This window comes from Polaribacter sp. HL-MS24, assembly GCF_032758595.1.
In the GTDB taxonomy this organism is placed as follows: domain Bacteria; phylum Bacteroidota; class Bacteroidia; order Flavobacteriales; family Flavobacteriaceae; genus Polaribacter.
Genome location: NZ_CP136415.1, coordinates 420,836 through 441,371, shown reverse-complemented (window position 1 = coordinate 441,371; position 20,536 = coordinate 420,836). Strand labels below are relative to the sequence as shown.

Genomic DNA, 20,536 nt, shown 5'->3' with positions numbered 1-20,536 from the left:
ATTACAAATCATTTTTAACAGTGATGCTAATAGCAAATTCGTTTAAAATAGTATCTTTGAATATAAAGTTTAAAGATGAAATTGATCGATTCAACAAGACATGTTTTAGAACGTAATGGCTTTCATGTTTCTTCCAGGCTGGCAGATCGACTTGGAATGAGAGCAACCAATGTGCGCTTATTTTTTATTTACGTCACATTTTTTACAGTGGGTCTTTCGTTTGGAGTATACTTAACGATGGCTTTTTTATTTAAGTTAAAAGACATGATTTACACAAAACGAAATTCCGTTTTTGATTTATAAGCTATGAGTATTTTAGAATCTAGAATTAACAAAATTCTCTTTTTGGTCTTCTCCATTATTTTATCGGGAGTCGTGGGCTATATGCTTTTATCGAACTATTCTTTTGTAGATGCATTGTATATGACTGTCATCACGATTACCACAGTTGGTTTTGGGGAAGTAAAACCCTTTACTCCTGAAGAGAAAATATTTACCATAATTTTAATTCTTACAAGCATCTCAGTTTTTGGGTATGCAGTTTCCACTTTTTCCGAATATTTGGTCAGTGGAAAACTATTTGAACATTTTAAACACAGAAAAGTGGAAAAGCAGATTAATAATTTAAAGGGACACACGATTGTTTGTGGTTTTGGGAGAAATGGAAAACAAGCAATTCTTAAGCTAACCAATTACAACAAACAAATTGTTGTTGTAGAAAAGGATAAAGAGGTAATGGCATTCTTGGAAAAAGAAGGCATTTTGCATATTGAAGGAGATGCAACTTTGGATGAGACTTTATTGAGAGCAGGGATTCTTAATGCTTCGAATTTAATTACCGCCTTGCCTTCGGACGCAGATAATTTATTTGTGGTACTCACTGCAAAACAATTGAATGGAGCCTGCATTGTTATTAGTAGGGCTTCAAATGAATCCTCTTACGCAAAGCTGAAAATTGCAGGAGCTAGCAATGTAATTATGCCCGATAAATTAGGTGGTGACCACATGGCATCCCTAGTAGTGACCCCAGATGTTATTGAATTTGTAGATCGACTAACAATAGAAGGGAAAAATACGGCCAATTTGGAAGAGATCGCGGTTGACGATTTGCCTAAAATATATGTTAATAAAACAATTCTAGATTTGGATCTAAGAAGAGAAACAGGCTGTACTGTAATCGGTTTTAGAAATCCAGACAAGGATTATATTATCAACCCTGAGGCAGGGATTAAACTCATCTCAGGTTCTAGTTTAATCGTGTTAGGAAGACCCGAACAAATCATTAAACTGAGAGAGTTGTTTTAATGAAGATGATTTTAATTTCATTGGATTCTAAATTATTGGGGTAATTTGTATCATGTGGATTGCTTCAGAAAAATAATGAGATGGAGTGATTGGTTTTTAGAGAGTAGTGCATTCCTTTCGTTATCACTTGTAAACACCCAAAGAAAAACATACGAATAAATACATTTAACAGGGAAAACTTGTCAAAAGGGCATTTTTTTATGATATTGCAACTTTTAAAATACTTTTACTAACTAACTATAATAATTCATCAAATCAATTATGAAGAAAAGAATTCTTTCATTGCTATTACTGGCAATACCAATGGTATCATTTGCACAAGAAAAAGGATTGGATCAGCAAATCGACGAAGCCTTTGGAAATGCAACAGGTTGGTTTGTGAATATTGTTTTTTATCAAATACCTTTTTCAGATACAATTCAAATCTATTGGGTATTGTTTCCATTAATCTTGGGAGCTTTATATTTTACATTTTATTTTAATTTCATCAATTTTAAAGGGTTTTTTACATCGATCAATATCGTTCGAGGAAAGTATGACAGTCTAGAAGGTAGAGAAGATCACAATGTCGAAATCTCAAAATCAGAGTTTACGGATGAAGAGGACAATCCTGACACAATTAGAATTGAAGGTCATACTGGTGAGGTTTCTCACTTTCAAGCATTAACAGCTGCTCTATCTGCAACAGTTGGTTTAGGAAATATTGCTGGAGTTGCGATTGCAGTTTCAATAGGAGGGGCAGGAGCTACTTTTTGGATGATTGTTGCTGGTTTCTTAGGAATGGCTTCCAAATTTGTTGAATGTACCTTAGGGGTAAAATACAGAGATATTGAAGCTGATGGAACTGTTTATGGAGGTCCAATGTATTACTTAACAAAAGGGTTGAAAAACAAGACATTAGGTAAATTTTTAGCCGTGTTGTTTGCTATTTTCGTTATTGGAGGTTCTTTTGGTGGTGGAAATATGTTTCAGGTGAATCAAGCTTTTCAATTGGTTGAAAATATTACAACACCCTTAGGTGGAGTTTCTATCTTGCATGGTAAAGGCTGGTTGTTCGGATTGGTAATGGCTACTTTAGTAGGGATTGTAATTATTGGAGGAATCAAAAAAATTGCAAAAGTCACTGATAAGATCGTTCCATTTATGGTGGCAATTTATGTTGCAGCTTCTTTGTTTGTGATTTTTTCTAACTATACCATGATTGGAGAAGCTTTTAGTCAAATTTTTAACGGCGCATTTAGTCCAGAAGGAATTGCAGGGGGTGCTGTAGGAGTATTGGTACAAGGATTTAGAAGAGCTGCTTTTTCAAACGAAGCAGGGATTGGTTCTGCATCCATAGCCCATTCTGCAGTAAAAACAAAATATGCTGCAAGTGAAGGAATGGTTGCTTTGTTGGAACCGTTTATTGATACAGTAGTGGTGTGTACTATGACTGCCTTAGTGTTAATCATTACAGGAAATGTAGCTGCTGAAAATGCAACATTAAATGATGCTCAAGCCATTTTATTAACCTCAGGAGCATTTGAATCAGCAATTTCATGGTTCCCATATGTTCTAACGGTAGCAGTTGTATTATTTGCATTTAGTTCTATGATTTCTTGGTCTTATTACGGTTTTCAAGGATGGGTCTTCTTATTTGGAAGATCAAAAAGAATGGAATATACCTACAAGGTAATTTTCTGTGTCTTTGTAGTCATAGGTGCTGCTGCAAGTTTAGGTTCTGTAATTGGTTTCTCAGATGCCATGGTTTTTGCAATGATGGTACCCAATATGATTGGTTTAATTCTTCTAGCACCAAAAGTGAAAGAAGAATTGAATAAATACATGAAAGCGATCAAAGAGAGTAAGGCATAAACGACTACAAATGAATTTATTTAAATCCCATTTCTGGTATGAAAAAAGCCAAAGGAATGGGATTTTATTTTTACTACTTTTGATCCTTTTCGTTCAACTAGTTTCTTATCAAATTGATAGGTATCCCGGAGAAATCCCTCCATCAGATTCGCCAGAGATTATTGCTTTTCAAAAAAAGATTGATAGTGTAAAAGCAATGGAGTCGGCACTTAGAAAACCTAAAATTTTTCCATTCAATCCCAATTATATTTCCGATGCTAAAGCAGCTCAATTGGGAATATCTGTAGCTGAAATAGATCGCTTGTTCACCTTCAGAAGATCAGGAAAGTTTGTCAACTCTAAAAAAGAATTTCAGCAGGTTACAAAAGTATCCGATAGTTTGTTGGAAACAATTTCAATCTATTTTAAATTTCCAGACTGGGTCGTAAACAGAAATCGCCAAGACCAAAAAAAGAGAAGGGGAGTTGTTGAACACAATAGGGCTACAAAACACAGTATCGAATTAACCACTACAGATCTCAATGCGGCAACAGTTCTCGATTTTCAATTTGTAAGTGGAGTTAGTGCCTCTCTAGCCGAAAGAATTGTTCGGTATCGTTCTAAATTAGAAGGATTTTCTTTTGAAAGTCAGTTGGATGAAGTATATAAAATCGATGCAAAGCTCACTCAAAAGATCTTAAAAACCTTTCAGATTATTCACAAACCCAACATTCAAAAAGTGAATGTAAATAGCTTAAACTTCAAGGAGTTACTTAGAATTCCCTATGTCGATTATGAGCTTTGTAAGAAGATTCTCAACTATAGAGATGAGGTCGCAGAACTTCAGTCGATAGTAGAATTAAAAAATATCAAAGATTTTCCTTTGGAGAAATACGACAGAATAGCCTTATATTTGACGGCAGAATAAACAACCCTAATTGCTATTACATGGACAGTATGTACTTTACTGAGGAGCACGAAGCTTTTCGAACGAGTTTTAAATATTTTTTGCAAAAAGAAGTAGTGCCTCACATTGAGAAGTGGGAGAAAACAGGAACCATTGAACGCTTTATTTGGAAAAAATTTGGTGAAATGGGCTACTTCGGGCTACAGACCCCAGAGGCCTATGGAGGATTGGGTTTAGATCTTTTTTATACCGTTATTTTTTTAGAAGAAATGCAAAAAATAAACTCAGGAGGGTTTGCAGCTGCAATGTGGGCGCATGAATATTTGGCAATGACCCATTTAAATACCGAAGCTTCTGAGGAGATCAAACAAAAATATTTAGTCCCCAGTGTTGCTGGCGAGATGATTGGTTGTTTGTGTATTACAGAACCTTTTGGAGGTTCTGATGTTGCTGGGATGCGCTCTACAGCTATCAAAAAAGGAGACAACTATGTTTTAAATGGTTCTAAAACTTTTATCACAAATGGGGTGTATTCAGATTACTTGATTGTAGCTGCTAAAACAGATGCATCCGAAAAATACAAAGGAATTAGTCTTTTTATTGTTGATAGGGATACCCCTGGAGTGTCTGCAACAAAATTGGACAAATTAGGTTGGAAAGCTTCCGATACTGGAGAAATTGCTTTTGACAATGTTGTAATTCCTGCAGAAAATTTATTAGGTGAAGAAGGAAAAGGATTTCCATACATCATGCAGCACTTTGCATCTGAAAGACTTATTATGGGGGTCAATGCACATGCAAGGGCAGAATTTGCCTTAGCATACACTATGGAGTACATGCGCGAAAGACAAGCCTTTGGAAAAACATTAGATAGCTTTCAGGCATTACGCCACAAGATTGCAGAAATGGCAAGTAAAATCGATATGTGTAAAGAATATAATTATTCCATAACAAAACGCTTAGATCAAGGTCAATATGTCGTAAAAGAAGCCAGTATGACCAAGTTGTTGTCTACAAAAATGGCAGACGAAGTGATTTATGATGCGCTCCAGCTATTAGGAGGTTACGGGTATATGGAAGAGTATCCATTGGCAAGATTGATGAGAGACAGTCGATTGGGACCTATTGGAGGAGGAACTTCAGAAATTTTAAAAGAGATCATTGCAAAAATAGTTATTGACCATAAAGAATATAAACCAGCGACCTAGTTGTTGGTTCAGGGTTCAAAACTCAAGGATGAACTTTGAAAGAAGAAATTCTTAAATTAAATTTGTAGTTGGTAATTAATACTTACCTTTGCAGTCCAAAATTAAAAACAAACAGTTTAAGGACTGTTTTAAAACTTTTGAGATCAGATGAAAGGAGGTGCCAATATATGTTAATTATACCCGTAAAAGAAGGCGAGAATATCGATAGAGCGTTGAAGCGTTTTAAGAGAAAATTCGATCGTACGAAAACAATGAAGAACTTACGTAATAGAAAAAACTTTACAAAGCCTTCAGTAGCAAATAGAGCGCAAAGAATCAAAGCCTCTTATGTACAAAAATTAAGAACACAAGAAGAAGTAGGTTAATTGAATCTAGTTCTTTGTACTATAAATCTCGCACATTATTGTGCGAGATTTTTTTTTACACATTTTTTCATAGATTTGAGCCAATGAAAAAAGAAATCATGATTCCCGCTTTTATTGAGTATGTTGCTTTAGAGAAAAACTATTCTCAGCATACTGTCACGGCTTATAAAAAAGATTTAATGTCCTTTAAATATTTTTGCGAAAGTCACTACGCACAGAATGAACTTGTGACGGTTCAGTACCCACAAATCAGAAGTTGGATCGTGAGTATGGTTGATCAAGGGATTTCGAATAGGAGTATCAACCGAAAGATAAGTTCGTTAAGGTCATTTTATGAATTTCTTCAAAAAACAAAGCAGATCGATTTCAACCCGCTCACAAAACACAAAGCGTTAAAAGTAGCCAAGCGAGTTCAGAATCCTTTTTCAGAATCGGAAATCAATCAAGTTATTGAATTATTAGCTCAAAAGAACGATTTTGATTCGGTTCGAAACAAATTAATGGTTGAGTTATTTTATACTACAGGAATTCGAAGATCAGAGTTGATCCATATTCGATTAGGATCAGTACATCTTTCAGATAAATTAATAAAAGTATTAGGAAAAAGAAATAAAGAGCGTTTTGTTTCTATACTTCCATCGGTAGTCAAAACATTAACGGAGTATTTGGCCTTGAGGAAAGAGGTAGCTACCACCCTCGATTTTCTATTCATTACAAATAAAGGAAATAAAATATATGAAACTCTTGTGTATAGAGTGATAAATTCTTACTTTAGTGAAGTCTCAACAAAGGAGAAAAAAAGTCCACATTTATTAAGGCATTCATTTGCCACACATTTATTAAACGAGGGTGCTGACTTGAATTCGGTAAAAGAATTACTAGGGCATGCCAGTTTAGCCTCAACACAAGTCTATACCCATAATAGTATAGCTGAAATGAAAAAAGTATATAACCAAGCTCACCCTAGGAGTAGAAAAAAAGAATAATTCATGAAAGTATTCACTCAATCAGTCAATTTCAATGCAGATCAAAGTTTAATTGACTTTACCTCTAAGAAAGTAGAATCCTTGGCAAAGTATCATGACAAAATCGTAGATGCTGAAGTTTTTTTAAAGGTTCAGAACACAAGCGATAAGGAAAACAAGATTACAGAAGTGAAAATCAACATACCATAGTAGTGAATTAATGGTAAAGAGAGAAACTAAGACTTTTGAAGAAGGTGTGAATTTGGCAGTAGATTCGCTAAAAAGACAGTTGAAAAGGTCTAAGGAAAAACATCGAGATTCATTAATTTCATAAAAAAACAAAAATATAATTATAAATTGTTTTAGAATATAAAAAAACTTTATACATTTGCAATCCGTTAGAAATAGCGGGTTGTTTTTTTGCAACAAAAGCCGATGTAGCTCAGCTGGCTAGAGCAGCTGATTTGTAATCAGCAGGTCGTGGGTTCGAGTCCCTCCATCGGCTCAAAAAAAAGCAACTAAAAAAGTTCATTAAAATAGTAAATTAAGGGGAGATACTCAAGCGGCCAACGAGGACGGACTGTAACTCCGTTGACTACGTCTTCGCAGGTTCGAATCCTGCTCTCCCCACAATTTACATAAATTTTGCGAAAGTAGCTCAGTTGGTAGAGCGTCAGCCTTCCAAGCTGAATGTCGCCGGTTCGAACCCGGTCTTTCGCTCAAGACTACCAGCAAGCCGGTGTAGCTCAGTTGGTAGAGCGCATCCTTGGTAGGGATGAGGTCGTGGGTTCAAATCCCATCGCTGGCTCAATTTAATACGTATTATTATAGACTAAATATATTTAAACTAAGAATTAAAATTAATAATCATGGCAAAGGCAACTTTTGACCGTTCGAAACCACACTTAAACATTGGTACAATCGGACACGTAGATCACGGTAAAACAACTTTAACTGCTGCTATTACTAAAGTATTAGCTGATGCAGGTTTCTCAGAAGCAAAATCATTCGATCAGATTGACAACGCACCTGAAGAAAAAGAAAGAGGTATTACAATTAATACTTCACATGTAGAATATCAAACAGCAAATCGTCACTATGCGCACGTTGACTGTCCAGGTCACGCGGATTACGTTAAGAACATGGTAACGGGAGCAGCACAAATGGATGGAGCAATTTTAGTAGTTGCTGCAACTGATGGTCCAATGCCACAAACTAGAGAGCACATCTTATTAGGACGCCAGTATTGGTATTCCACGTATGGTTGTTTTCTTGAACAAAGTGGATATGGTTGATGATGAAGAGCTTTTAGAATTAGTTGACATGGAAGTTAGAGAATTATTATCTTTCTATGAGTACGATGGAGATAATGGTCCTGTAGTTTCAGGTTCTGCTTTAGGAGCTTTAAATGGTGAACAAAAATGGGTTGATACCGTTTTAGAATTAATGGCACAAGTTGATGTTTGGATCGAAGAGCCTTTAAGAGAGGTTGATAAAGATTTCTTAATGCCAATTGAAGATGTATTTTCTATTACTGGTCGTGGAACTGTAGCTACAGGTCGTATCGAAACTGGTATTGCAAATACAGGAGATTCAGTAGATATCATTGGTATGGGTGCAGAAAAAATGCAGTCTACTATTACTGGTATTGAAATGTTCCGTCAGATCTTAGATAGAGGTGAAGCTGGAGATAATGCTGGTATCTTATTAAGAGGTATTGCAAAAGAAGATATTAAAAGAGGTATGGTAATCTGTAAGTTAGGTTCTGTAACTCCTCATGCAAAGTTTAAAGCTGAGGTATATGTTCTTAAAAAAGAAGAAGGTGGACGTCATACTCCATTCCATAATAACTATCGTCCACAGTTTTATGTAAGAACTACAGACGTTACTGGTACTATCCAATTGCCTGATGGTGTAGAAATGGTAATGCCAGGAGATAACTTAACAATTACAGTTGATTTACTTCAACCAATTGCTTTAAGCTTAGGTCTACGTTTCGCAATCCGTGAAGGAGGAAGAACTGTTGGGGCTGGTCAAGTAACTCAGATTTTAGACTAAACCTCGTTTAGTTTATTACCAATAAATTCAAAAGGGTGTCCCGATTTTTCGGGATGCCTTTTATGAATAAAAACCAGAGACGGGCGTAGTTCAGCGGTAGAGCACTGGTCTCCAAAACCAGCTGTCGGGAGTTCGAATCTCTCCGCCCGTGCAAATAAAAACATTTATAACTAATGAAGTTTATTCAATACATCAAAGATTCTTTTGAAGAATTAAATAACCACATGACCTGGATCTCTAAAGAGGACGCTCAAAAATCAACAGTAACTGTTGCTGTTTTTACTATTTTGTTCGCTTTGGCAGTTGCAGGTATCGATTATGTTTTTCAAACAGGCTTAGATAACTTTTTTACAATGTTTAAATCTAATTAATTATGGCAACTGATTCAGTAATGAAATGGTATGTCGTAAGAGCCATTGGAGGTCAAGAAAATAAAGTTCAGTCTTACATTGAGACAGAAATTAATCGCTTAGGACTTTCAGACTTTGTGAATCAGGTAATCGTTCCGAAAGAGAATGTGATTCAAATAAAGGACGGTAAAAAAATCACCAAGGAAAAAGTTTATTTTCCAGGTACATTATGGTTGAAGCGAATCTTTCCGGAGAAGTTCCTCACGTTATCAAATCGATTACAGGTGTAATTGGTTTCTTAGGAGAGACTAAAGGAGGTGAGCCTGTACCAATGAGAAAATCAGAAGTAAACAGAATGTTAGGGAAAGTCGACGAATTGTCTATTCAAGACGAAAACGTTGCCATTCCTTTCGATATTGGAGAAACTGTAAAAGTTGTGGACGGACCATTTAATGGTTTCGACGGAACAATAGAAAAAGTAAATGAAGAAAAGCGTAAGCTTGAGGTAATGGTGAAAATCTTTGGAAGAAAAACACCGTTAGAATTGAGTTATATGCAAGTAGAAAAGATATAATTGTTACACAAATATATATTTACCGATGCGTTTTAAGGCTTCCAACATTAAAACACATCATTAAACATTTTAGAAAAATGGCAAAAGAAGTTAGTAAAGTAGTTAAGTTACAAGTTAAGGGAGGCGCTGCGAATCCATCGCCGCCGGTAGGACCTGCTTTGGGAGCTGCTGGAGTTAACATTATGGAGTTCTGTAAACAGTTCAATGCTAGAACGCAAGACAAACAAGGTAAAGTATTACCAGTTGTCATTACTGTTTTCAAAGATAAATCATTCGATTTTCTTGTAAAGACTCCTCCAGCCGCTGTTCAGTTACTAGAAGCAGCCAAAATTAAAAAGGGTTCAGGAGAACCAAACAGAAAGAAAGTAGCATCCGTTACTTGGGATCAAATTAAACTTATTGCAGAAGATAAAATGGTAGATTTAAATGCCTTTGAAATTTCTTCAGCAATGAAAATGATTGCAGGTACAGCGCGTTCTATGGGTTTAACCGTAAAAGGTAATGCACCAGCATAAACTTTATAAAAATTAGTAAAATGGCAAGATTAACAAAAAAGCAAAAAGTTGCATACGCTAAAGTAGACGCTAACATGTCGTACGATTTAAATGCGGCTTCAGCATTAATCAAAGATATTACTACTGTAAAGTTTGATGCATCAGTAGAAGTTGCGATCAGATTAGGAGTAGATCCTCGTAAAGCCAATCAAATGGTAAGAGGAGTAGTGACGTTACCACATGGTACCGGGAAAGACGTAAAAGTATTAGCTTTAGTAACCCCAGATAAAGAAGCCGAAGCTACAGCAGCGGGTGCAGATTATGTTGGTTTGGACGAGTTTTTACAAAAAATCAAAGGCGGTTGGACCGACGTTGATGTGATTATTACCATGCCAAGTGTTATGGGTAAGTTAGGACCTTTAGGTAGGATTTTAGGCCCAAGAGGTTTAATGCCCAACCCAAAGACAGGTACAGTAACGATGGATGTTGCAAAAGCAGTTCAAGATGTAAAAGCTGGTAAGATTGACTTTAAAGTTGATAAGACCGGTATCGTACATGCAGCAATTGGTAAAGTTTCTTTCGATGCAGATAAGATTGCAGAAAATGCAAACGAATTAATTCAAACAATCATCAAACTGAAACCAACCACTGCTAAAGGAACTTACATTAAAAGTGTATTCATGTCTAGCACGATGAGTCCAAGTGTACAACTTGATGTAAAATCTGTTTAATCGCAGTTAAAACCTATAATTATGACTAGAGAGGAAAAATCACAAGTAATTCAAGATTTAACAGCAAAGTTAGCAGATACAAGTACCATCTATTTAGCAGATATCTCAGGATTGGATGCACAAACAACATCTAATCTACGTAGAGCCTGTTTTAAAGCTGGTGTTCAGTTATCAGTTGTAAAAAACACTTTGCTTTCAAAAGCAATGGAAGCTTCTGATAAAGATTTCGGAGACTTACCATCAGTATTAAAAGGTAATACTTCCATGTTAGTTGCAGAGGCTGCAAATGCACCTGCAAAACTAATCAAAGAGTTTAGAAAAAAATCTAAGAAGCCATTCTTGAAAGGTGCTTACGCAGAAGAGTCTGTTTATATTGGTGATGACCAATTAGACGCTCTTGTAGACATCAAATCTAGAGAAGAACTTATTGGAGATATTATCTCATTATTACAATCACCTGCCAAGAATGTTATTTCAGCATTACAATCAGGTGGAAACAAGCTTTCAGGTATCTTAACAACGTTATCTGAAAAATAATTAGCGCACAAATAAACTATAATAAAACAATTTTTAAAAACAAACAAAATGGCAGATTTAAAAGATTTCGCAGAACAATTAGTTAACTTAACAGTAAAAGAAGTTAATGAATTAGCTACAATTTTAAAAGACGAGTACGGTATCGAACCAGCAGCAGCAGCAGTAGCTGTAGCAGGACCAGCAGCAGCTGGTGAAGTAGCTGAAGAGCAGTCTGAATTTGACGTAATTTTAACAGCAGCAGGAGCTTCTAAACTTGCAGTTGTAAAATTAGTAAAAGAATTAACTGGTTTAGGTTTGAAAGAAGCTAAAGGGATCGTTGATAGCGCACCAGCAGCAGTAAAAGAAGGTGTATCTAAAGATGAGGCTGAAGGGCTTAAAAAATCTTTAGAAGAAGCTGGAGCAGAGGTAGAGCTTAAGTAAGCTTTTCCCCGATCAACTTCGGGAACAACAAATTAAGGTTTAGGTACTAAAAATGAATGTTTTTAGTCCTAAACCATTTTGTGTATATATTCGTTTTTATTTTAATTCAGATTTTAATCAAAAATATATTCTCTTTTGGCAACGAAAAACACCACAGAAAGAATCAACTTCGCATCTTCACAACTAGTTTCTGATTATCCAGATTTTCTTGATATTCAGGTTAAGTCTTTTCAAGACTTTTTTCAATTACAAACTAAAGCCGAAGAAAGAGGTGAAGAAGGTTTATACAAAACCTTCATGGATAATTTCCCAATTACAGATACTAGAAATCAGTTCGTATTAGAATTTTTAGATTATTTTGTAGACCCACCAAGATATAGCATACAAGAATGTATAGAAAGAGGATTGACACATAGTGTTCCTTTAAAAGCGCGTTTAAAGCTTTTCTGTACAGATCCAGAACACGAAGATTTCGAAACCATTGTACAAGATGTTTATCTTGGAACAATTCCTTACATGACCAATTCTGGTACATTCGTAATCAATGGAGCAGAACGTGTAGTTGTTTCTCAATTACATAGATCTCCTGATGTATTCTTTGGACAATCTTTCCATGCAAACGGTACAAAATTATATTCAGCAAGAGTAATTCCTTTCAAAGGTTCTTGGATTGAATTTGCGACCGATATCAATCAAGTGATGTACGCTTATATTGATAGAAAGAAAAAATTACCAGTTACTACTTTATTCAGAGCCATTGGTTTTGAAAGAGATAAAGATATTTTAGAGATTTTCAACCTTGCAGAAGAAATCAAAGTTTCTAAAGCTGGATTAAAAAAAGTATTAGGACGTAAATTAGCTGCTAGAGTTTTAAAAACTTGGCATGAAGATTTCGTAGATGAAGATACAGGTGAAGTTGTATCTATTGAGCGAAACGAGATCATTTTAGATAGAGATACGATTCTTGAAAAAGAACATATTGACGAAATTATTGAAGCAGGTGCCAAAACAGTTTTGTTGCACAAACAAGACAATGCAAATGCCGATTATTCTATCATACACAACACATTACAAAAAGATCCTACAAATTCTGAAAAAGAAGCTGTAGAACATATCTATAGACAACTTCGTAATGCAGAACCGCCAGATGAAGAGACTGCTAGAGGAATTATCGATAAATTGTTCTTTTCTGAACAACGTTACAATTTAGGTGAAGTTGGTCGTTTTAGAATGAATACAAAACTTCAGTTAAACGAACCAATTGATCAGAAAGTACTAACAAAGCTTGATATTATTACAATCATCAAGTATTTGATTGAATTGATCAATTCGAAAGCAGAAGTAGATGATATTGATCACTTATCAAACCGTCGTGTTAGAACTGTTGGAGAACAGCTAGCACAACAATTTGGTGTTGGTTTAGCACGTATGGCTAGAACCATTCGTGAGCGAATGAATGTGCGTGATAACGAAGTGTTTACACCAATTGACTTGATTAACGCGAAGACCTTGTCTTCTGTAATTAATTCATTTTTTGGAACGAATCAGTTGTCACAATTTATGGATCAAACCAATCCATTAGCAGAAATTACACACAAACGTCGTTTGTCTGCATTAGGACCATAAGGTGGTTTATCAAGAGAAAGAGCTGGATTTGAGGTACGTGATGTTCACTATACGCATTATGGTCGTCTTTGTCCAATTGAAACTCCAGAGGGACCAAACATTGGTCTGATCTCTTCTCTTTCTGTTTTTGCAAAAGTGAATAACTTAGGATTTATTGAAACACCTTATATCAAAGTAGTTGATGGAAATGTAGATACAAGTCACGAGCATATTTATTTGAGTGCAGAAGAGGAAGAAGGAATGAAGTTTGCACAATCGAATATGGCAGTAGATGCAAAAGGAAATTTACAAGGTGATCGTGTGATTTCACGAGAAGGTGGAGATTTTCCAGTTGTAACTCCTAAGGAAGTAGATTATATTGATGTTGCTCCGAATCAGATAGCTTCGATTTCAGCATCGTTAATTCCATTCTTAGAACATGATGATGCCAACCGTGCATTGATGGGATCGAACATGATGCGTCAAGCAGTTCCATTATTGCGTCCACAAGCACCCATAGTTGGTACTGGATTAGAAAGAAGAGTTGCAAAAGACTCTAGAATCTTAATCAATGCTGAAGGAAGTGGTGTTGTAGAATATGTTGATGCAGATATTATTACCATTAAGTACGATCGAACCGAAGAAGAAAAACTTGTAAGTTTTGATTCTGACGAGAAATCATATAACTTAATTAAATTTAGAAAAACCAATCAGGGAACAAACATCAACCTAAAACCAATTGTACAAAAAGGCGATCGAGTTGAAGAAGGTCAAGTTCTTTGTGAAGGATATGCAACACAAAAAGGAGAACTCGCTTTAGGGATCAATATGAAAGTAGCCTTTATGCCTTGGAAAGGGTATAATTTTGAGGATGCAATTGTAATTTCTGAAAGAGTCGTTCGTGAAGATATTTTTACATCCATCCATATTGATGAATATTCATTAGACGTAAGAGATACTAAATTAGGAACTGAAGAGTTGACTAATGATATCCCGAACGTTTCTGAAGAAGCAACAAAAGATTTAGATGAGAATGGAATGATTCGTATTGGAGCTGAAGTAAATCCTGGTGATATCTTAATAGGTAAAATTACACCAAAAGGAGAATCAGATCCAACTCCAGAAGAAAAATTATTACGTGCTATTTTTGGTGATAAAGCAGGTGATGTGAAAGACGCATCGTTAAAAGCTTCTCCATCATTAAGAGGTGTGGTAATTGATAAAAAATTATTCAAAAGAGCTGTAAAAGATAAAAACAAGAGATTAAGAGATAAAGAAGCAGTAGCAACTTTAGAGGCTTCTTTTGTTTCTAAATTTGAAGAGTTAAAAGACAGTTTAATCGATAAGTTATTTGGCCTGATTAGCGGGAAAACATCACAAGGAGTCTTTAATGATTTAGGAGAAGAAGTATTGCCAAAAGGTAAGAAATATACTCTTAAAATGTTAAACTCTGTAGACGATTATGTGCACTTAACAGGATCTTGGACAACCGATGACACTTTAAATTCTCTAGTAGGTGAATTAGTTCATAACTACAAAATTAGAGTAAATGATTTACAAGGTAGTTTACGTCGTCAGAAATTTACAATTTCTGTAGGAGATGAATTACCAGCTGGAATCTTGAAATTGGCTAAAGTGTACATCGCTAAAAAGCGTAAGTTAAAAGTAGGTGACAAAATGGCGGGTCGTCACGGAAATAAAGGAATTGTTGCTCGTATTGTAAGAGCAGAAGACATGCCTTTCCTAGAGGACGGAACACCAGTAGACATCGTTTTAAATCCATTAGGAGTACCTTCTCGTATGAACATTGGTCAGATTTATGAAACTGTTCTTGGTTGGGCAGGTCAAAAATTAGGAACTAAATATGCAACACCAATTTTTGATGGAGCTTCTTTAGATCAAATCAATGAAATTACAGACTAAGGCAGGTGTACCAAGATTTGGACATACTTATTTATATGATGGAGGAACAGGAAAACGTTTTGATCAACCGGCAACAGTTGGAATCATCTATATGATTAAGCTAGGACACATGATTGAAGATAAAATGCATGCACGTTCTATTGGACCATATTCATTAATTACACAACAACCATTAGGAGGTAAAGCTCAATTTGGAGGTCAGCGTTTTGGAGAGATGGAAGTTTGGGCATTAGAAGCATATGGTGCTTCTAGTATCTTACGAGAAATCTTAACTGTAAAATCTGATGATGTAATGGGTAGAGCCAAAACATACGAAAGTATTGTAAAAGGGGAGGCAATGCCAGAACCAGGTTTACCAGAATCATTTAATGTATTAATGCACGAACTGAAAGGTTTAGGATTAGACGTTCGATTAGAAGAATAATTTCAGTAAACAGTTTTCAGTATTCGGCACCCAATTTGAGCTGAATACTGAAACTGAATACTGCCAACTGAATACTGAATACGAAAGAAATGGCAAGAAAACAAGAGAAGTACACTGTAAAAAAGTTTAATAAAATCTCCATTGGTTTATCATCACCAGAGTCTATTTTAGAAATCTCTAAGGGTGAAGTTTTAAAACCAGAAACAATAAATTACCGTACCCACAAACCAGAAAGAGATGGTTTGTTTTGTGAGCGTATTTTTGGCCCTGTAAAGGACTATGAATGTGCTTGTGGAAAGTACAAAAGAATTCGCTACAAAGGGATCGTTTGTGACCGATGTGGTGTTGAAGTAACAGAAAAGAAAGTACGTAGAGACCGAGTAGGACACATCAATTTGGTGGTACCTGTAGCACATATTTGGTACTTTAGATCATTGCCTAACAAAATGGGGTACCTTTTAGGATTGCCTTCTAAAAAGTTAGACATGATTATTTATTACGAACGTTATGTAGTCATACAACCTGGTATTGCAAAAAATGAAGAAGGTGCATCTTTACAAAAAATGGACTTCTTAACAGAAGAAGAATATTTAGACATCCTAGATGCAATTCCAAAAGAAAATCAATATTTAGATGACGCAGACCCAGAGAAGTTTATCGCTAAAATGGGTGCTGAATGTTTAATTGATTTGTTAGCACGTATCGATCTAGAAGCTTTGTCTTTTGAATTGCGTCACAAAGCCAATACAGAAACATCTAAACAACGTAAAACAGAAGCACTGAAACGTTTAAATGTCGTAGAAGCATTTAAAGATTCTCAGAAAAACAGAGAGAACAATCCAGAGTGGATGATTATGAAAGTAATTCCGGTTATACCACCAGAATTACGTCCATTAGTTCCTTTAGATGGAGGTCGTTTTGCAACTTCCGATTTGAATGATTTATATCGAAGAGTAATTATCAGAAACAATCGTTTAAAAAGATTGGTAGAGATCAAAGCTCCAGAAGTTATTTTACGTAATGAGAAGCGTATGTTACAAGAATCAGTAGATTCATTATTTGATAACACACGTAAATCATCAGCAGTAAAAACAGAATCGAACAGACCTTTAAAATCTTTATCAGATTCATTAAAAGGAAAACAAGGACGTTTCCGTCAGAATTTATTAGGTAAACGTGTTGATTATTCTGCTCGTTCGGTTATTGTTGTTGGACCTGAATTAAAATTATCAGAATGTGGTATCCCTAAGGATATGGCAGCAGAACTATACAAGCCTTTTGTAATCCGTAAATTGATTGAAAGAGGAATTGTAAAAACTGTAAAATCAGCGAAGAAAATAATAGATCGTAAAGAGCCAGTAGTTTGGGACATTTTAGAAAATGTAATCAAAGGGCATCCTGTTTTATTGAACAGAGCACCTACTTTACACAGACTAGGAATCCAAGCATTTCAACCAAAATTAATTGAAGGAAAAGCAATCCAACTTCACCCGTTAGTTTGTACCGCCTTTAATGCGGATTTTGATGGAGATCAAATGGCAGTTCATTTACCACTAGGACCAGAGGCTATTCTTGAAGCGCAAATATTAATGTTAGCTTCTCACAATATCTTGAATCCTGCCAATGGTGCCCCAGTAACAGTTCCTTCTCAGGATATGGTACTTGGTTTGTACTATATGACAAAAGAAAGAATTTCTACTCCAGAAGTACCAATTAAAGGAGAAGGATTGACTTTCTATTCGCCAGAAGAAGTTACCATTGCTTTTAACGAGGAAATGGTTGATTTGAATGCTGGAATCAAGGTTAGAACTCAAGATATCGATGAGAATGGAGAACAAGTTACTAAAATTATAGCAACAACTGTTGGTAGAGTTTTATTTAATGAAGTTGTTCCTCCTGCCGCTGGATATATCAATGAAGTATTGACTAAGAAAAACTTACGTGGAATTATTGGTGGTATTTTAAAAGCTACTGACATTCCTACTACAGGAGATTTCTTAGATGAAATAAAGAACATGGGATATAAATTTGCCTTCCAAGGTGGTTTATCTTTCAGTTTAGGAGATATTATTATTCCTAAAGAAAAAACATCAATGATTGCAGAAGCTAATAAAGAAGTGGATACAATTATTATGAACTATAACATGGGGATGTTAACGCAAAAAGAGCGTTACAATCAGGTAATTGATATTTGGGGAAGAACCAATAATGATTTAACTGAATTGTCTATGAAACGTTTACGTGAAGACCAACAAGGATTCAACTCAGTATACATGATGCTTGATTCTGGTGCGCGTGGATCTAAAGAACAGATTCGTCAGTTAACAGGTATGCGTGGATTAATGGCAAAACCCAAAAAATCGACTGCAGGTGGTGGTGAAATTATTGAAAATCCAATTCTTTCTAACTTTAAGGAAGGATTATCGATTCATGAATACTTTATCTCTACTCACGGTGCACGTAAAGGTCTTGCAGATACCGCTTTAAAAACAGCAGATGCTGGTTACTTAACTCGTCGTTTGGTAGATGTCTCTCAAGATGTAATTGTAAACGAAGAAGACTGTGGTACTTTAAGAGGATTGGAAGTAGCTCCTTTAAAGAAAAATGATGAGATTGTAGAATCTTTATCAGATAGAATTGAAGGACGAATTTCTTTACAAGATGTATACGACCCAACTTCTGATGATGTATTATTAGTAGGAGCAGGAGAATCTATTACTATTAAAATTGCAGATGCAATTCAAGCTTCTGGAATTGATAGAGTAGAAGTAAGATCTGCATTAACTTGTGAATCTACCAAAGGAATTTGTGCAAAATGTTACGGACAAAGTTTATCTACCCGTAATAAAGTACAAATTGGTGAAGCAGTGGGTGTTATAGCAGCTCAGTCTATTGGAGAACCAGGGACTCAGTTAACACTTCGTACATTCCACGTTGGTGGGGTTGCAGGAAACATTTCTGAAGAGAACAAATTAACGGCTAAATTTGAAGGGAAAGTTACCATCGAAGATTTACGTACCGTTAAAGGTAAAGATAATGACGGGAAAGAAGTTGAGATCGTTATTTCTAGAACTGCTGAAATCAAAGTAATCGATAAGAAAACAGGAATTGTTTTGAGTACAAATATTATTCCTTATGGTTCTTATATTTTCGAAAAGGAAAGAACAAGTATCAAAAAAGGTGATGTCATTTGTCAGTGGGATCCTTTTAATGGAGTTATTGTTTCTGAATTTGATGGAAAAGTGAAGTTTGATAACTTAGAGCAAGGTGTCAATTACACTGTTGAAATTGATGAACAAACAGGTTTTCAAGAGAAAGTAATGACTGACTCTAAGAACAAAAAAATTATCGCTTCTTTAATCATTGAAGATAAAGAGGGTAATGCATTGCGTTCGTACAGTTTACCAGTAGGTGCACATCTAATGGTAAGTGATGGAGATAAAGTAGCAGCAGGACATACCTTAGTAAAAATTCCTCGTAAATCTGGTAAAGCAGGTGATATTACAGGAGGTTTACCAAGAGTAACTGAGCTATTTGAAGCTCGTAACCCATCAAACCCTTCTGTAGTTTCAGAAATTGATGGTGTAGTTTCTTTTGGAAAAATCAAACGTGGAAACAGAGAAATTATCGTAGAATCCAAAACTGGAGATATCAGCAAATATTTAGTAAAGTTATCGAACCAGATTTTAGTTCAAGAAAATGACTTTATCAAAGCTGGAATGCCGTTGTCAGACGGAGCAACCACTCCTTCAGATATTTTAAGAATTAAAGGACCTGCAGCAGTACAACAATACTTAGTAAATGAGATCCAAGAAGTTTATCGTTTGCAAGGTGTGAAAATTAATGACAAGCATTTTGAAGTAGTCGTACGTCAAATGATGCGTAAAGTGAAGATTATTGATTCAGGGGACACTCTATTCTTAGAGAATCAGCTAATCCATAAAATTGACTTTATCAAAGACAACGATGCTATTTACGGAATGAAAGTAGTTGAAAGTGCTGGAGATTCAGAAAACTTAAAAGCGGGTCAAATTATTACTGCACGTCAGCTAAGAGATGAAAATTCTTTATTACGAAGAAATGACTTGAATTTAGTAGAAGCAAGAGATGCTAAACCAGCAACTGCAGAGCAGGTGTTGCAAGGGATTACAAGAGCTTCTTTACAGACAAAATCATTTATTTCTGCAGCTTCCTTCCAAGAGACGACGAAAGTATTGAATGAAGCAGCTGTGAACGGTAAAATTGATACTTTAGAAGGCTTGAAAGAGAATGTAATTGTAGGTAAGAAAATACCTGCAGGTACAGGAATGAGAAAGTACGATCATATTTTGGTAGGACCCAAAGATGAAATAGAACAAAGTTTCTAAGAAACGTTCAATCGTTACACATACATAAAAGTTGAATTGTTTACTATACTTGTGATAGCATTCAATTCAACTTTTTTTTTGTATTTTTAAATTTCAAAGAAAACCCTAATCAATAAGGATATAATTCAACAGTTATAAAATTCATTATGGAAGAAAATAAAAATAAAGACGGACAGTTAAACATTGAATTGGATCAGGAAATTGCTGAAGGAACCTATTCAAACCTTGGCAATCATCAATCATTCTATGTCAGAGTTTATTGTCGATTTTATCAATATCATGCCCGGAGTTCCTAAAGCAAAAGTGAAATCAAGAATTATCCTGACTCCACAACATGCTAAAAGATTGACCAAGGCATTGGCCGATAATGTGCGAAAGTTTGAAAGTGCCCATGGTGAAATCAAAGATTCGGAACAACCACCAATCCCAATGAATTTTGGTCCTACAGGACAGGCTTAAAAAGAACACAT

13 protein-coding genes, 5 tRNA genes and 5 pseudogenes are annotated in these 20,536 nt (G+C 35.4%); all 23 read left to right on the top strand.

Annotated features, from left to right (window positions below; genetic code table 11):
• Positions 1 to 75: 75 nt before the first annotated feature.
• Complete coding sequence (locus tag RRF69_RS02115) at positions 76 to 303, top strand: PspC domain-containing protein (protein ID WP_316940343.1); 228 nt, start codon at positions 76 to 78, stop codon at positions 301 to 303.
• A 3-nt stretch (positions 304 to 306) separates the two neighbouring features.
• Complete coding sequence (locus RRF69_RS02110; RefSeq protein WP_316940342.1) at positions 307 to 1,305, top strand: potassium channel protein; 999 nt, start codon at positions 307 to 309, stop codon at positions 1,303 to 1,305.
• Positions 1,306 to 1,566: 261 nt separating this feature from the next.
• Positions 1,567 to 3,159 carry an alanine/glycine:cation symporter family protein gene (locus RRF69_RS02105; protein WP_316940341.1) on the top strand — a complete coding sequence of 531 codons (1,593 nt, stop codon included), beginning with the start codon at positions 1,567 to 1,569 and terminating at the stop codon, positions 3,157 to 3,159.
• A gap of 10 nt (positions 3,160 to 3,169) precedes the next feature.
• Positions 3,170 to 4,066: a helix-hairpin-helix domain-containing protein gene (locus RRF69_RS02100; protein WP_316940340.1), complete on the top strand. Its 897-nt coding sequence runs from the start codon at positions 3,170 to 3,172 to the stop codon at positions 4,064 to 4,066.
• 20 nt (positions 4,067 to 4,086) lie between these two features.
• Entirely contained in the window at positions 4,087 to 5,253 is a 1,167-nt protein-coding gene (locus RRF69_RS02095; RefSeq protein ID WP_316940339.1) for an acyl-CoA dehydrogenase family protein, read from the top strand.
• 167 nt (positions 5,254 to 5,420) lie between these two features.
• On the top strand, positions 5,421 to 5,618 hold the full coding sequence (rpsU, locus tag RRF69_RS02090; protein ID WP_271485526.1) for a 30S ribosomal protein S21: 198 nt from the start codon (positions 5,421 to 5,423) through the stop codon (positions 5,616 to 5,618).
• Between the two features lie 83 nt (positions 5,619 to 5,701).
• Entirely contained in the window at positions 5,702 to 6,604 is a 903-nt protein-coding gene (locus tag RRF69_RS02085; protein ID WP_316940338.1) for a tyrosine-type recombinase/integrase, read from the top strand.
• Between the two features lie 3 nt (positions 6,605 to 6,607).
• Positions 6,608 to 6,917: pseudogene (gene hpf / locus RRF69_RS02080) on the top strand (ribosome hibernation-promoting factor, HPF/YfiA family).
• A 97-nt stretch (positions 6,918 to 7,014) separates the two neighbouring features.
• Positions 7,015 to 7,088 (top strand) — tRNA-Thr (locus tag RRF69_RS02075).
• Positions 7,089 to 7,131: 43 nt separating this feature from the next.
• A tRNA-Tyr gene (locus tag RRF69_RS02070) sits at positions 7,132 to 7,213 on the top strand.
• A 17-nt stretch (positions 7,214 to 7,230) separates the two neighbouring features.
• Positions 7,231 to 7,303, top strand: a tRNA-Gly gene (locus RRF69_RS02065).
• A gap of 15 nt (positions 7,304 to 7,318) precedes the next feature.
• Positions 7,319 to 7,391: transfer RNA gene (locus RRF69_RS02060), tRNA-Thr, on the top strand.
• Between the two features lie 61 nt (positions 7,392 to 7,452).
• Positions 7,453 to 8,641 (top strand): annotated as a pseudogene (gene tuf, locus RRF69_RS02055) (elongation factor Tu).
• Between the two features lie 79 nt (positions 8,642 to 8,720).
• Positions 8,721 to 8,792 (top strand) — tRNA-Trp (locus RRF69_RS02050).
• A gap of 22 nt (positions 8,793 to 8,814) precedes the next feature.
• Positions 8,815 to 9,012, top strand: a complete 198-nt coding sequence (secE, locus tag RRF69_RS02045; RefSeq protein ID WP_316940337.1) for a preprotein translocase subunit SecE — start codon at positions 8,815 to 8,817, stop codon at positions 9,010 to 9,012.
• Between the two features lie 2 nt (positions 9,013 to 9,014).
• Positions 9,015 to 9,565: pseudogene (gene nusG, locus RRF69_RS02040) on the top strand (transcription termination/antitermination protein NusG).
• 77 nt (positions 9,566 to 9,642) lie between these two features.
• Positions 9,643 to 10,080, top strand: a complete 438-nt coding sequence (gene rplK, locus RRF69_RS02035) for a 50S ribosomal protein L11 (protein ID WP_316940336.1) — start codon at positions 9,643 to 9,645, stop codon at positions 10,078 to 10,080.
• A 20-nt stretch (positions 10,081 to 10,100) separates the two neighbouring features.
• The gene (gene rplA / locus RRF69_RS02030) at positions 10,101 to 10,790 is read left to right on the top strand and encodes a 50S ribosomal protein L1 (protein ID WP_316940335.1); all 690 of its coding nucleotides are present in this window, start codon (positions 10,101 to 10,103) and stop codon (positions 10,788 to 10,790) included.
• A gap of 21 nt (positions 10,791 to 10,811) precedes the next feature.
• Positions 10,812 to 11,327, top strand: coding sequence for a 50S ribosomal protein L10 (gene rplJ / locus RRF69_RS02025; RefSeq protein WP_316940334.1), 516 nt, complete (start codon positions 10,812 to 10,814; stop codon positions 11,325 to 11,327).
• Positions 11,328 to 11,375: 48 nt separating this feature from the next.
• Positions 11,376 to 11,747 (top strand): 50S ribosomal protein L7/L12, encoded by a 372-nt coding sequence (gene rplL, locus RRF69_RS02020; RefSeq protein ID WP_316940333.1) that lies wholly within the window; start codon positions 11,376 to 11,378, stop codon positions 11,745 to 11,747.
• A 135-nt stretch (positions 11,748 to 11,882) separates the two neighbouring features.
• Positions 11,883 to 15,699: pseudogene (rpoB, locus tag RRF69_RS02015) on the top strand (DNA-directed RNA polymerase subunit beta).
• A gap of 89 nt (positions 15,700 to 15,788) precedes the next feature.
• Positions 15,789 to 20,066: a DNA-directed RNA polymerase subunit beta' gene (gene rpoC / locus RRF69_RS02010; protein WP_316940332.1), complete on the top strand. Its 4,278-nt coding sequence runs from the start codon at positions 15,789 to 15,791 to the stop codon at positions 20,064 to 20,066.
• A 146-nt stretch (positions 20,067 to 20,212) separates the two neighbouring features.
• Positions 20,213 to 20,525 (top strand): annotated as a pseudogene (locus tag RRF69_RS02005) (DUF3467 domain-containing protein).
• The last annotated feature ends 11 nt before the right edge of the window (positions 20,526 to 20,536 follow it).